The organism is Vibrio sp. RM-41-2B, assembly GCF_024744415.1.
Taxonomy (GTDB): domain Bacteria; phylum Pseudomonadota; class Gammaproteobacteria; order Enterobacterales; family Vibrionaceae; genus Vibrio; species Vibrio diabolicus.
The window spans coordinates 21,852-35,001 of sequence record NZ_JAMQWD010000015.1 but is presented as its reverse complement, the minus strand read 5'-3'; the positions used below and the strand labels follow the sequence as shown (position 1 = coordinate 35,001).

The window sequence follows — 13,150 nt, the reverse complement described above, 5'->3', positions numbered from 1 at the left end:
ATTATTTGAAGGTGTAGTTCATCTGTACCGCGCTGATGTAAGCAGTACCTTCAGAGTCGAACTTGATCTCTTCATCCTGAGCATTTGTCTCGGTGAAAGAGCCTGATTTACTCTTAACAAGTGCAAAGCCTGCATCGAAAGTTAAATTCTCATTCATTGCGTAAGTTAGGCCCGCGCTGTACCAAAAACGGTCACTGTCAGGGATGCTCAATGTGGCTTCACCTGCTTGTTCGTCGTATGCAAAGCCTGCACGGAATGTCCAATCCGCATTGAGGGTGTAAGTTGCACCAATAGAATAACGGTTGTTGTCTTCGTATTTCTCTGGTTTGTAGAAACATTGACCAGCAGTTCCATCATTACATTGAGGACTCGTCGCTTTCAGTTCTTTAAATGTGCTCCAATCGGTCTGTTGCCAGCCGTAATGTACTGCCCATTGTTCATTCAGTTGATGGAAAGCCGATAATTCGATAATTGAAGGGAGAGAGATTTTTAAACGGCCATCCACTTTTGGTGATGGAGCTCGGCCTGAGTCGTAACTACTAAACTCACCGTCGTCAAAATCTAGATCAACTTTAGAACGGTAACCAAAGCCAAAACGGTTGTTTTCATTTAGCTCGTACAAAGCGCCAATATTCCAACCCCAAGCAAAAGTTTCGCCTTCCATGCCGACAAGGTTATCGGACTTATTACCACCTAAAATACGGGCGAGTGCGCCTTTGTGACGAGTCAGCTCCGCTTCCGCGTACACTAGGTTGATACCGCCACCCACACTGAAAGACTCGTTAATACGGTAAGCGACATTGGGATTAATGTTTACTGAAAGTAGGGAAGTGTCACCCGCCATGTCACCTGCAGAAATATCATCTGGATAATCAGTAGCAACACCGTATGTTGTGAACATACCGATACCCCAAGCCCAGTTATCGTTGATAGGACTAATGTAATAACCCGCTGGCACGACTTGTAAAGGGGCAACATCTTTCGCATGTTCTTTGTTAACCGTGTCATACACATCGACTTCAGGATCGATGATAGATAACGCGCCCGAGAATTGAGCTTCTTTGAAAAGCGTCATCGCTGCTGGGTTTCGTGCAAGAACGCTGGCATTGTCTGCGACCGCTCCTTCACCTGAAAATGCTCGACCAAGACCAGATGCTGAATGCTCAGCTACCTGGAAGCCCGCTGAATGGGCATTACACGCAAACAATATCGAAATTGTAAGCAGAGAGCAGTGCTTCTTGTTCATCCTTGACCCTCCTAGGGTGTCATAGTGTTGGACCGAAGTCCTTGTAATTGTTGTGTGATACTTACACCAGTTGTTAATACGTGAAATACAACTGTGATGTAAATGTAATGTTAATTGTATGTTTAATAACTTGTCAAAGTTTGAACGTATTTTGCGTTTTAAATATGATGCATAGGTCAAACGGTGATTCGTAAGGGCATGTATTATCGTTATATTTTTTAAGAGAATGGTACGACCAGAATTTTTTTACGGGCTTTATGGTTAAATGGCATTCAAACCAAGAGATAGCGGGCTTTGCCGTTTCTGTACTTAGCAGGCATAATTCGCGCCTCGCTTTGTTGTTATTCAATAGACGCAATAGGAATCGTGTTGGAATTACTGAATGTTGAATTTTTAGGTCGTTCGTTAAGGCTCGAAGGATCGATGGCTGGTTGGCAGCAGTTATATTGGGATAACACCTTGGTGTCCCAAATAGATGCCAGTGATAATGTTGCAGACACTTGTCTTCATCAGTTTAGACTCTCTGCAGGGGAGGAAGTCCTGGTATGCCATTTGGAGTGTTCATTAACATGGCAACCGTTTGAATTGAGTTACAAGGTCACAATTAACGATGAGCTTATTAGCGAAGGTTGCCGAAATGAAAAAGACATCGAACGCCAAGTACCAGAAGTTGAGCCGCCAACAGAAAAGCGTTTAAGTGTGATAGGGCTAGTATCGCTTGGAATGAAAGCACTCAAGAGTGCGAAAGTAATCAAAGTGGCGTTAGCATCTGCAAGTCTTGCTGCGTATTCTTGGCTATTTTCTATCGAGTTCGCGTTAGCTTTGATCGCCTGTTTAGTTTTCCATGAGTATGGCCATATTAGAGCGATGAAGTACTTTGGAATGAAGACAAAGGGCATCTATTTGATTCCATTTCTTGGCGGTTTAGCGCTGAGTGATGAAAAGATCAACACACGCTGGCAAAATGTGGTTATCTCGATTATGGGACCATTTTTTGGTTTAGTTCTTAGCATCGCGTTTACTTTGCTTTATTGGATGACTGGAGAGGTGCTCTTCGCTGGCCTAGCAGTGTTTAACGCGTTACTAAACCTGTTTAATCTGTTGCCCATTCTGCCACTAGATGGTGGTCATGTACTCAAAAGCATTACCTTCTCGATGAACACTTGGGTTGGATTAGTCGGCAGTATAGCTGCTGCCTTGTTGGGTATTTTTATCAGCTATTCTTTCGGGCTGACGTTGCTTGGGTTTTTATTGTTAATGGGGATGCTAGAAGTGGTCATGGAATGGAGAGGTCGACATCATAGTCACTTATTGCCGTTAACCCGTTACGGACAACTCTTCTCACTTGCTTGGTACTTGGTTTCTGTCGGTGGTTTTGTCGCTATCATTTGGTATTTTGCTACCCTTGGAGATAGCCTGTTGAGCTTGCCACTACAGATACTGGGTACTTAAACTATTCCTTATACCCATTAAAAAAGCTCCCTAGGGAGCTTTTTTGCGAAAAATAGACACTGGTAGCAGAAGTTTAGCCACATTTTGGCGCTTTCGCGTTATACGCAGGCAACTTATTTATGGTTGCTTGTAAATCTTTAATACGCGTACTGTGCGATGGGTGAGTTGAGAAGAATTCAGGCGGTTGAGAGCCACCGGATGCAGCACTCATATTTTTCCATAAATCGACACTTTGACGTGGGTCGAAGCCTGCTTTTGCCATAAACTCAAGCCCGACAATATCAGCCTCGGATTCCTGTGTACGACCGTATGGTAAAATAACACCGTATTGGACACCGACACCAAGTGCCGCCATCGTCATTTGCTGATACTGTTTGTACTCGGAAGCTCCTATAGCAACGTTTGCCAGAGACAATCCCGCATTTGCTAACTGGCTTTGTGAAAGGCGTTCATTACTGTGGTCAGCAAGGACGTGAGCCACTTCGTGACCAATGACTGTTGCCAACTGATCTTGGTTTTTCGCGACACCTAAAAGCCCGGTGTAAACGCCGATCTTCCCACCAGGTAGAGCAAACGCATTGACTTGTTCACTATCAAAAACAACGACTTCCCAGTCTTTAAATCCAGATTGAGCGGGAATGGTGTCAGTGATGTGTTTGGCAACGCATTGAACGTAGGCATTCGTTTTGCGATCTTTGCTGATTGGGATATCTTTCTTCATTTGTTCGAAAGATTTAGCGCCAAGCGATGACATTTCCTGATCTGAAAACATCAGGATCTGGTTGCGACCCGTCGGTGATGCGCTACACGCTGTTAAACCCGCGATAGTTAAAAGAGCAGAGGCTTTCATCCATACCTTCATAACAGGCTCCATTTAATTTTTTGTTTTGAAGCAATAGTATATACCCAAATAGTAACATGATGCATGGATCAAGTTATTCATCTGATTAATAAAGAAGGTGAGATGTTACGTCTTGAAGTTATGCCCAAGTAGCGTCTATGCTAGCTTCCTAGCACATCGTTACAACCTAACAAACCAGTTTGTGAAACTAAGAGTAAAACAATGAGTATATGGAAAAAGCCCGTAAGCATAGAGATTCTGAATGCCACGTCAAAAAATACCCTGATCGAGCACCTACAAATTAAATATACAGATTTCACTGACGACTCCCTTACAGCAACCATGCCCGTATGCAGCTTTACTCATCAACCTTTACGAATGCTTCATGGTGGCGCTTCTGTTGTGCTCGCAGAAACATTAGGCTCTTTAGCTGCAAATTTCTCTGTCGATGAGGGGAGTTACTGTGTCGGTTTGGATATCAACGCGAACCATGTACGTGCAATGCGAAGTGGTCATGTGATTGGTACGGCAAAACCCGTACACCTTGGCGTTTCAACACAAGTGTGGCAAATCGACATAACTGATGAACGAGGCCGATTAGTGTGTACCAGTCGCTTAACTATCGCAGTGAAGCAACATAAAACGAAGTCGGTATAAAGTAAGATGGTGGTTGAGTTTTCATTAGGAAAAATCATTGCTACCCAGCGTGAAATCGTGATTAAGCTCTCCGGCAGCGCAATGGTGACTTTACAAGCGCAAACCGATTCTATCCAGTTACTGGGTAGAGGAGCGAACGTTGTTTTATCTCATGGTGCAGAGTGTAAATGGTCTATCAAGCTGGATAATGAGGAACAACTGGCCGATCTTGCACGAGAAATTGGCATCGATATTCAATAATTTACTGCGTGACGTTTGCACTTTTTGATAAAAATGAGGAAACTTAGCTTATCAACAATAAGATAAGAATTTCCTCTTTATGAGTAGCCCTCGTTTACGTGTTCAGTTCGAAACACTGTTTGAAAAATTTTCCGGTCACGATACGGACGTTCAGCTTGAAGACATCACCGAAGCGCTGTTTTGTACACGTCGTAATGCTCGTATTGTTCTCAATAAATTAGAAGAGGAGGGCTGGATTGAATGGCATCCAGCGGCGGGTCGAGGAAAACTCTCAAAACTCGTTTTCAAACGTAACCGTAGCGATGTCAGTGAAAACCTCGCCAGACGTTATCTCGACGAAGGGAAAATTGGCCAGGCTCTAGATGCGCTTGATAACGACGCGGCTCGATTAACGCAGGTTATTCAGGGTTATTTAGGGCTTCAGCATCGACAGGGCGAACAGGTGGTACGTTTGCCTTATTATCGACCATTGGCGATGTTAAACCCACAGAAACCGATGCGGCGTTCTGAACAGCACATCGCCAGACAAATTTTTAGCGGGCTAACTCGCCTTGATGAAAATGAACAACTTCAGCCAGATTTAGCCCACACATGGGAAGCCATTTCTGATACGCACTGGCGTTTTTATCTTCGTCGTGGGGTGCGTTTTCATAATGGTGAACCGTTATCAACCAGTTGTGTACTTGAAAGTGTGCTTGCACTAAGTAGCTTGAACCTGTTTTCTCATATAAAAAAGGTATCTTCACCACAGGAATGGACCGTCGATATTGAACTCGTCCGTCCTGATCGCTACCTGCCTTTGGCGCTGAGTGAGTCGCAAGCAAAAATTTTGCTACCAAGCGCTTTGCGTTCAGAAAACTTCGATAGACAACCAATAGGGACTGGGCCGTTCCAAGTTAAAATGAATGATGATAAGCGTCTCATTTTGACTGCTTTTGATGGCTACTTTGGCTTTCGTCCCTTACTGGACCAAGTTGAGGTGTGGGTAATTGATGAAGCGTACTCTTCAATGGTCTATCCAAGCTTGTCTAAGCCAAAGATGGATAAACAAGGTTCATCTGATGAGGTCGAGCTTGATCCTGGCTGTACATTCCTATTACTAAACAAAAACACCGGGATTGCAAAAGACCCTCGCTGGGCAGAATTCCTATCACAAACTCTCAACAGTCACCAAATTTATGCTCATGTTCCTCAGGATAAAGTGATGGAACTGGGAGTATTGCAAGCCTTTGGCCTTAAGCCAGGTTGGATTGACCTTAGGCCTGCAGAGGCGGGCAGCGTACCGCAGGCTGATAAGGTGATTTCCGTAGCGTATCAGAAAAAGCATCCGATGTTTCCAGTAGTTGCCAAGGCCATCAAGACACTCTTAAAACCGCACGGTATAGAGGTCGAGTTTATTCGTTATGATTCTCAACCGCCCGCACCGGAGGAAGTGGATATTTGGGTGAAAGCCATGGGCATTGCAACGAACCGAAATGACGCGTTAGCGGGCTGGCTTCTGGATTACAGTGATATTGAGAAATTCAGTTCTGGTTACGATTTTAGCGAATGGGCTAAGCTCGTTGATCAGTGGCGTGCTGGTGTTTATCCAGACTTCCCTGCACGTGAGTTAGGACGTCAGTTGGTAAAAAGTTGTCAGGTGATTCCGATGTTTCACTGCTGGTTGGGTGTCAATAAAGATCACAGCGGTGCCTTACAAAATGCAAAGTGTAATGCCTTAGGTTGGTTTGACTTTAATAACGTATGGGTAAAACCTGATATAGAAAATAATCATGGCGAAACCGAATAAGAAACAGCCGACGAAAACCGTCGATATCTATTGCTCAAAGTGTAAAACTCAACTATTCAAGTACCGTAAAGGCGGAAAAGGCGCACTGGTCAAGTGCTTCAAAGAGCGCATTGTTGACGATTTCACACAAACCCCATGCATCTGTCCCAGTTGCGGGCAAGAGTTTGCAAGAGATACCCTAGTGAGAGGAACGCCCGCTTACAAAATGATTGGCGGCAAAGTGACAATGAAATAATGAAGGGCTAAAAAATGAGTATAAAACATGACTACTGCATGGTGTTAAGCACAACCAGCAACGAAAAAAATCGAGATCAGATCATTAAAGGTTTGCTAGATGCCCAATTAGCCGCGTGTATTCAAACGATGCCTATTGAAAGTCACTATGTGTGGAAAGGGGAGATTTGTACTGACAACGAATGGTTGCTGGTGATCAAAACTCGCCGAGAGCTCTATGAATTGGTGGAAGAGAAAATAGAAAACCTGCACGAATATGAAGTAGCACAGATCGTACAGGTTCCAATTGTTGATGGGTTTAACCCTTATTTAGAGTGGCTGAGAGAATCGACGCTGAGCCGACATTAAAAACAGCGACAACGCTGCACCAACGGTGTCGCACAACATATCTTTCTGGGCGTCCCATATGTCACCTTGCGAGCCCAGAAAGGCGATTCCTTCATCGCCACCAGCCAATTCTGCATACCACCATTCGATAATCTCATAGCCTGCTGCAAGCGACATGATCGCAAACAAAGCAAACCAGCAAGAGAACGTTTTGTTGAACTTGTTCTTGTGTATCAAGTATTCAGCTATCGGATACGCATAAAGGCCAATCGAAAAGTGCGCAACGCGATCAAAGTTGTTTCTATCTGAACCAATCATGTCGTTAAACCAGTCAAATGGTACTTCGGAAAACGTATATTTCGCTCCGATAGTGTGCAAACAGAGCCAGATGAACATTAAAAAGTAAGCCGTATTACTGAATTGATAGCGAATCGAGATTGCCCAAATAGCAACAAGAATACCAATTGCTGGGATAATCTCTGCAAACCAAACGGCACGTGAGTTAGGTTCTAACGCAGAAAATAAAAACACGATGGCATAAAAAATCGTCAATCCTAAGAGTGTCGAGGTGCTTTTCATAGAGTTACTTGATCCTTCAATTTATCTTACAGTGGGACTCCATAGACTTGAGTAATGATTACACTTAATTGAACGGTGTGCAATTGTTATTTTGATGGTGTTTTTGATCACTGAAAATGTTGATTTATTGCCAAACTGCTCAACATTAAAACGTTTGCGCGTGCACTTTTCATTAAAGTTTGATTTACAACATGCCCATCCATAGAATCCGTGATTCAGTCTAATAAAAAAGAAGTAAAGCCATGAAACTGGAAACTGTCGATTATCTTGCTGACGATGCTGCTCAACAGTTCGTTACCTCTCTGCGCGAAACAGGGTTCGGTGTGTTGAAAAACCACCCGATTCCACAAGAGCTTGTAGAGTCAATTTACAAAAACTGGCATGAGTTTTTCTGTTCAGATCAAAAGAATGATTTTCACTTTAACGTAGACACCCAAGATGGCTACTTCCCACCTTCTGTGTCTGAAGTAGCGAAAGGGCACAAAGTGAAAGACATCAAAGAGTACTTTCATGTTTACCCTTGGGGCCAGATCCCAGAGCAACTTAAAGCTGAAATCTTAGAGTACTATGAGCGGGCGAATGCATTTGCTCAGGAGCTATTAGGCTGGGTTGAAGCGTACGCACCTAAGGACGTTCAAGAGAAGTTTTCTATCGCGTTGTCAGAAATGATCAATAACAGCGACAAAACATTACTACGCGTTCTTCACTACCCACCAATGACAGGGGAAGAAGAGCCAGGCGCCATCCGTGCTGCCGCGCATGAAGACATTAACCTGCTAACGGTTCTGCCAGCCGCTAATGAGCCTGGACTGCAAGTAAAGAGCAAAGAAGGTGATTGGATAGATGTACCATGTGACTTCGGAAACTTAATCATCAACATTGGTGATATGCTTCAAGAAGCGTCGGGCGGTTACTTTCCTTCAACGACTCACCGTGTAATCAACCCAACGGGTGGCCGTCAAGAAAAGTCGCGTATTTCATTGCCGTTGTTCTTGCATCCAAAGCCAGAAGTGGTTTTGTCTGAGCGCTACACCGCACATAGCTACCTTATGGAACGTTTACGTGAACTAGGGGTTATTTAACCTTTACGTGATATCCTTACAAAGGCCGATGGTTGATGACTATTGGCCTTTTGTTGTTTATGGTACAAAATGATACCCACGCTTCATTCGGTGCCACAGAAATTGGGCCTGAAACACGCGTCAGCAAGCATTTTTACCAGTACAGATGAGCAGCTTTCTCTGAGATTAGTGTGATGCTTCAATATTAAAAACAGAGAGGATGAATGGAAGGACAACGCACGGTCAGTAGTATTGAGACTCACGCAATAGAAAACCCGTTGCTTTGGCCAATGCTAGAAATTCTTAGAAAGCAGCCTTCCGATTGGAAAGTTCACACCTTAGCAAGCAAGTTGAGTGAACAGGGCTACATTTCGAAATTGGATGATTCTCCTGATAAGGATTTATTCAAACGAAATTTCTTAATCATGAACGCGCTATACCAACTGCAAGAAACACTTTACCCAGATGCCTGGCTGCAAGTTGAAGCGATGAATATCCAGCTGATGTCTTCGTTAGAAGCTTCGAGGCATATCGTTGATATTAACGACCCTTTGCGTGAATATTATCTGGATTGGCGTAACTACGAAGCGGACGAAGATGAAGTGCGTCGATTGTTGAATGAATTTTGGACCACTTATCAAAAATTCATTAGTGGTTCGTCTACAGTCAGCGTGGATAAAACAAAAGCACTCTCACTGTTTGAGCTTAACCCTGATGCAACACCCGCAGAAATTAGAAAGCAGTGGCGAAAACTCGCGCTTCGTTGGCACCCAGATAGAGAGAATGGTGATGCAGAAAGGTTTAGAATTCTTTGTGAAGCGTGGAATGTACTGAGAAACGAATGATTCGGTATGAATAAAGATAAAGGAAGGCAGCTAACTATTAGCTGCCTTTTTTCATTGGATTGTCTCAATCAGCGTATCAAAACTAGCATGAAGGCTTAAACTGAGATTTTCTCATGCGATTAAGCGCAGCCATTACGTCTAGTGTGCGTGGTTTGGCTAAGTCCCCTTGCTTAGGAAGCGATGCATGCCACTCACCAGACAGCATTTCTTCAATTTCTTTCGCTGGATGATTACACCAGCCTGGAAGCTGAGCGATTTGGAACCATAACCAGCCAATCGTGTTGACTTCATCAGCGGACTCAATCTGTTCCAAAGCGCTAAGGTCAGTAAACTCTTTGCCAAATCGAAGTGACTCTTTGCCTTTCGCATTCACACGGAATTTACCGTCAGTGAGAATATTCATCAAAGCAACGCGACTCAGGGCGCGAGGCGGGAAGGTTTGTAAACTTTCTTCCGATTCGTTATGACGTTGAGTAGGGTGCTGAGCGATCACTTCTTTCGCTTTTTCTGTCACATCAACCGCTTGGTAGTCGTGCATCTGAATGACTGTGTCGGCAACGTCTAAGTAGTCGCCTGAACCACCCATAACGATAATGGTAGAGATATCGAGATCATCTCGCAATTGACCAATGCGATCGACAAGAGGGGTAATTGGTTCATCACCTTTTGCCACCAATGCCTGCATACGTTCATCTCGAATCATGAAGTTCGTCGCAGAGGTGTCTTCATCAATCAATAACGTGCTCGCACCCGCTTCAATAGACTCTTGAAGCCAAGCGGCTTGTGATGTTGAGCCTGATGCATCTTGAGTCGAAAAATCCGCAGTATCTTTACCCATTGGCAAATGGTTGATGTAATTCGACAGGTTCAAATGATGCACGCATCGACCATCTTCGGCGCGGATCTTCATTGCCTTGTCATCAGCTACGATGTATTCACGACCATCTCCTGGAATATGATCGTAAATCGAACGCTCAATCGCATTCAGTAAGGTAGATTTACCGTGGAAACCGCCACCAACGATTAGCGTAATGCCCTTTGGAATCCCTAATCCCGTGACATGGCCTTTGTTTGGTGCATGTAAAGTCACTTGCAGCGATTCAGGGGCCTTGAACTCAACCGCCTCTTTCATTGGGAGATCACAGTTGCCAGCAATTCGAGGAAGAATGCTGCCATTTGCGACAAACGCAACTAGGTTATTGGCTTCCAACTGTGCACGCAGGGCATCTTGGTCTTCAACAACTTGGCAATGCTCAATCAATGCTGCTTTGTCGAGTTCACGTTCTAAGGTCGCTCGACGGATAAACTTAGGCAAATGGAAAGTCAGTATGTTGTTGGCTTTTTTCCCCAACACTGAACGACCTTCAGCAGGCAAGTTAACTCGAAAACGCAGTTCAATACCTTCCTCGGTAAACAATACTGCGGTGCTATCCAACACAGTTTGGCCATTCAATGAAATGGATACGGAGTTTTCTTGTTTAGCAAACTGCTCAAAACTGCGCGCAATAAAGTCACGTGCTGCTCGTTGAAAAGCAGGGGACTCGTCTTTTAACCATTCCAGACCAGTCAAGGACCAGGCGCGAGTTGCACGAAAACGTGACGCGGAAGCATACGGATCTCCTTGTACGTGATCGATGAACAAAGTGAAATCAGTGAAGTCGTATTGACCTTTGATTTGCTGATAAGCGCGGTAGTTCTGCTTTTCAATTTTCTTAAGCGTGGCAGTCAACTGATCCATGAAGATATTGGCCTTTTAATAGAAGCGGGCGGCGATTATAGAAACCACCGCCACCTTAGTAAAGAGAATGCTTAGGAAGAGTAGGCGTATTGTCCGCCTGAAAGACGCTGATTAAACAAACTTTGCTCAAATTCATTACAAGGCATCGGTTTACCATAGAGAAAGCCTTGCCCAATATCACAACCCTCACCAATAAGAAACTGCTCTTGTTGGGGGGATTCAATGCCCTCAATAACCACTTGGAGGTCCAGTTTTTTAGCTATGTGTATGATAGAGCAAATGATCGCACGATCATCGTCCGACTTTTCCATTTGCTGGACAAAGCTCTTATCAATCTTGATGGCATCAAATGGGTATTTCTTCAAATAGCTGAAAGAGGCGTACCCTGTACCGAAGTCATCTAGTGACAACGTCACACCTAGTTCGTGCAATTTGTTTAGCGTTGTGCGTGCTACGATTTCATCGGCAATTAAAGCGCTCTCGGTCACCTCGAGCTCGAGAAAATGTGCTGGTAAGTGAAAGGATTCGAGTAGGTGTTGCACTTGCTCCGCAAAGTTCACGTTTTGTAATTGAATTGGAGATACGTTAACGGCAATTTTGAAATTATCAATTAACTCCGACCACTGTTTAGCTTTGTCTATCGCGGTACGAAGAACAAAAGAGCCAACTTCAAAAATAAGTCCGTTTTGTTCGGCCATATGTATTAATGCTTCGTTAGAGACGTCTCCCAGTATTGGGTGTCTCCAGCGCAGCAATGCTTCTGCGCCAATCCATTTGTGAGTATGGGGATGAACTTTGGGCTGAAAGTACAGCATCAGGTCGTCATTTCTTACCGCTTGCAATAAGTAGCTTTCCAATTGATTGTGGTTGTTTAGCTCATTCGAATGACTTTCACAAAAATAACTATACGCTTCGCCAGACTCTTTACACAGCAGCATGGCATAGCATGCATTTTGAAGAAGTTGTTTGGCATTGCTGGTTTGGTGGGCTTGTACAACACCAATATAAGAGTTGAGGTGAACCTCTGTGTCTTTTATATAAAAGCTTCCCAAGCCAATATTGGTGATATCATCCAGTAGCTTACGCAATTTCATATCAATATCGTTGCCCCAAATGAGTAATACAAGGTCATTCGAGCTCGGCCTCCCGGTAACAAAATAACTCGATTCTCGTTTACCAAGGCGATACCGAAATTCCTTTAATATCTCGTCAAAGGCCTCAAAGCCATATCGGGTTTGGATACTGCGAGCATTACTAAAGCCAATGTTTATCACGAGCAGTGATTGCTGGCTATGATCCAACGTTCCGAGCGTTTCTCCGACAACACTTTCAAGTGCTGCGCGGTTTAAGAATCCGGTTCCCTGATCGTGTGTTTTTTGGTAGCTCACTTGTTTTTCTGCGGCCTTACGACGATCAATCTCTTTTGTTAGGGAGTAACTCAACTGCGCTAAGTCCGTAGTACGGTTCTCAACTCGATTTTTGAGTTCATTATTAAGACGCTGGAGCTTGTGTTGCTGATACACGACGGAGAGCTGCGCTTCGATTGAGTCTTTGAAAGTTCCGAGCAATTGGCGGTAAGTGTCGCTGTATTCATTCTTCTTGGAATCAAGCATGCAGATGGTTCCAAACGTCTCTCCGTTTGGCCAGAATAACGGTAAACCGCAATAAGATATCATTCCTAGTTTGATGTCAGGGTTATTGCACCATTCTTCATCCTCGAGCGCATTAGGAACCATGAGTTCGCTCTTATGCTCAATGACATGCTCACAGTACAAACCGTTCCCGAGTAGTTCAGCATCGCCGGTACGATAGGGGTTACCTTGAGTTTCACTAGATGTGTTGACTTCAATACGATCTGGATGGATACGCATGATTAATGTGGTGGGTACGTGCGTTATTTGAGCCAGTAAGTTGACGATTTCCTGCCAACTTTTTTGCATAGACTCAGGGATTTCATAATCTAATGTTTGCAATCTCCCCATATAGGTCATCCTTTACGTGGTTTCACTTCCTGTGAATTTAAAATGTAGACTGCTCTATCTTGTTCTCGGTTTTTAATTAAGTATAGGGTGGCTGGGGCTTGAAACAAAAAAAAGTCCTGAAAAGTGTTCAGGACTAGGAATAGTTATCACATATCTCAT

General features: G+C 44.0%; 13 protein-coding genes. 8 read left to right on the top strand and 5 right to left on the bottom strand.

What is annotated here, in order from left to right; genetic code table 11:
- Window position 1 precedes the first annotated feature (1 nt).
- Window positions 2–1,246, bottom strand: a complete 1,245-nt coding sequence (locus NB463_RS10435) for an outer membrane protein transport protein (RefSeq protein ID WP_012842310.1) — start codon at window positions 1,244–1,246, stop codon at window positions 2–4.
- A gap of 423 nt (window positions 1,247–1,669) precedes the next feature.
- On the opposite strand from NB463_RS10435, the gene NB463_RS10430 reads away from it, so the two are divergent.
- Window positions 1,670–2,698, top strand: a complete 1,029-nt coding sequence (locus tag NB463_RS10430; RefSeq protein WP_258431221.1) for a site-2 protease family protein — start codon at window positions 1,670–1,672, stop codon at window positions 2,696–2,698.
- 73 nt (window positions 2,699–2,771) lie between these two features.
- Here the strand turns inward: NB463_RS10430 and NB463_RS10425 are convergent, their stop codons facing one another.
- The gene (locus tag NB463_RS10425) at window positions 2,772–3,560 is read right to left on the bottom strand and encodes a M48 family metallopeptidase (RefSeq protein ID WP_104970690.1); all 789 of its coding nucleotides are present in this window, start codon (window positions 3,558–3,560) and stop codon (window positions 2,772–2,774) included.
- A 201-nt stretch (window positions 3,561–3,761) separates the two neighbouring features.
- Between NB463_RS10425 and NB463_RS10420 the strand changes: the two genes are divergently transcribed.
- From NB463_RS10420 to cutA, 5 genes are all read left to right on the top strand, one after another.
- Window positions 3,762–4,196, top strand: a complete 435-nt coding sequence (locus NB463_RS10420; protein ID WP_104970691.1) for a hotdog fold thioesterase — start codon at window positions 3,762–3,764, stop codon at window positions 4,194–4,196.
- A gap of 6 nt (window positions 4,197–4,202) precedes the next feature.
- Window positions 4,203–4,436, top strand: a complete 234-nt coding sequence (locus tag NB463_RS10415) for a DUF3389 domain-containing protein (protein WP_104970692.1) — start codon at window positions 4,203–4,205, stop codon at window positions 4,434–4,436.
- A gap of 79 nt (window positions 4,437–4,515) precedes the next feature.
- The gene (locus NB463_RS10410; RefSeq protein ID WP_104970693.1) at window positions 4,516–6,225 is read left to right on the top strand and encodes an SgrR family transcriptional regulator; all 1,710 of its coding nucleotides are present in this window, start codon (window positions 4,516–4,518) and stop codon (window positions 6,223–6,225) included.
- The gene (locus NB463_RS10405; protein WP_053349877.1) at window positions 6,209–6,460 is read left to right on the top strand and encodes a hypothetical protein; all 252 of its coding nucleotides are present in this window, start codon (window positions 6,209–6,211) and stop codon (window positions 6,458–6,460) included. The genes NB463_RS10410 and NB463_RS10405 overlap by 17 nt, the downstream gene beginning before the upstream one ends.
- Before the next feature lie 14 nt (window positions 6,461–6,474).
- Entirely contained in the window at window positions 6,475–6,807 is a 333-nt protein-coding gene (gene cutA / locus NB463_RS10400) for a divalent-cation tolerance protein CutA (protein WP_031780471.1), read from the top strand.
- Here cutA and NB463_RS10395 read toward each other — a convergent pair.
- Window positions 6,769–7,365: a DUF2238 domain-containing protein gene (locus NB463_RS10395; RefSeq protein ID WP_005395495.1), complete on the bottom strand. Its 597-nt coding sequence runs from the start codon at window positions 7,363–7,365 to the stop codon at window positions 6,769–6,771. The two genes, cutA and NB463_RS10395, sit on opposite strands and share 39 nt — an antisense overlap.
- Before the next feature lie 242 nt (window positions 7,366–7,607).
- Between NB463_RS10395 and NB463_RS10390 the strand changes: the two genes are divergently transcribed.
- Window positions 7,608–8,447: an isopenicillin N synthase family dioxygenase gene (locus NB463_RS10390; RefSeq protein WP_005376329.1), complete on the top strand. Its 840-nt coding sequence runs from the start codon at window positions 7,608–7,610 to the stop codon at window positions 8,445–8,447.
- A 203-nt stretch (window positions 8,448–8,650) separates the two neighbouring features.
- A complete protein-coding gene (locus NB463_RS10385; RefSeq protein WP_176319417.1) occupies window positions 8,651–9,271 on the top strand; it encodes a DNA-J related domain-containing protein in 621 nt (206 codons plus the stop codon).
- A gap of 82 nt (window positions 9,272–9,353) precedes the next feature.
- Here the strand turns inward: NB463_RS10385 and NB463_RS10380 are convergent, their stop codons facing one another.
- Together NB463_RS10380 and NB463_RS10375 are read right to left on the bottom strand one after the other, a co-directional pair.
- Window positions 9,354–11,009, bottom strand: coding sequence for an ABC-ATPase domain-containing protein (locus NB463_RS10380; RefSeq protein WP_258431154.1), 1,656 nt, complete (start codon window positions 11,007–11,009; stop codon window positions 9,354–9,356).
- A 71-nt stretch (window positions 11,010–11,080) separates the two neighbouring features.
- The gene (locus NB463_RS10375) at window positions 11,081–12,991 is read right to left on the bottom strand and encodes a bifunctional diguanylate cyclase/phosphodiesterase (RefSeq protein WP_053808423.1); all 1,911 of its coding nucleotides are present in this window, start codon (window positions 12,989–12,991) and stop codon (window positions 11,081–11,083) included.
- Window positions 12,992–13,150 lie beyond the last annotated feature (159 nt).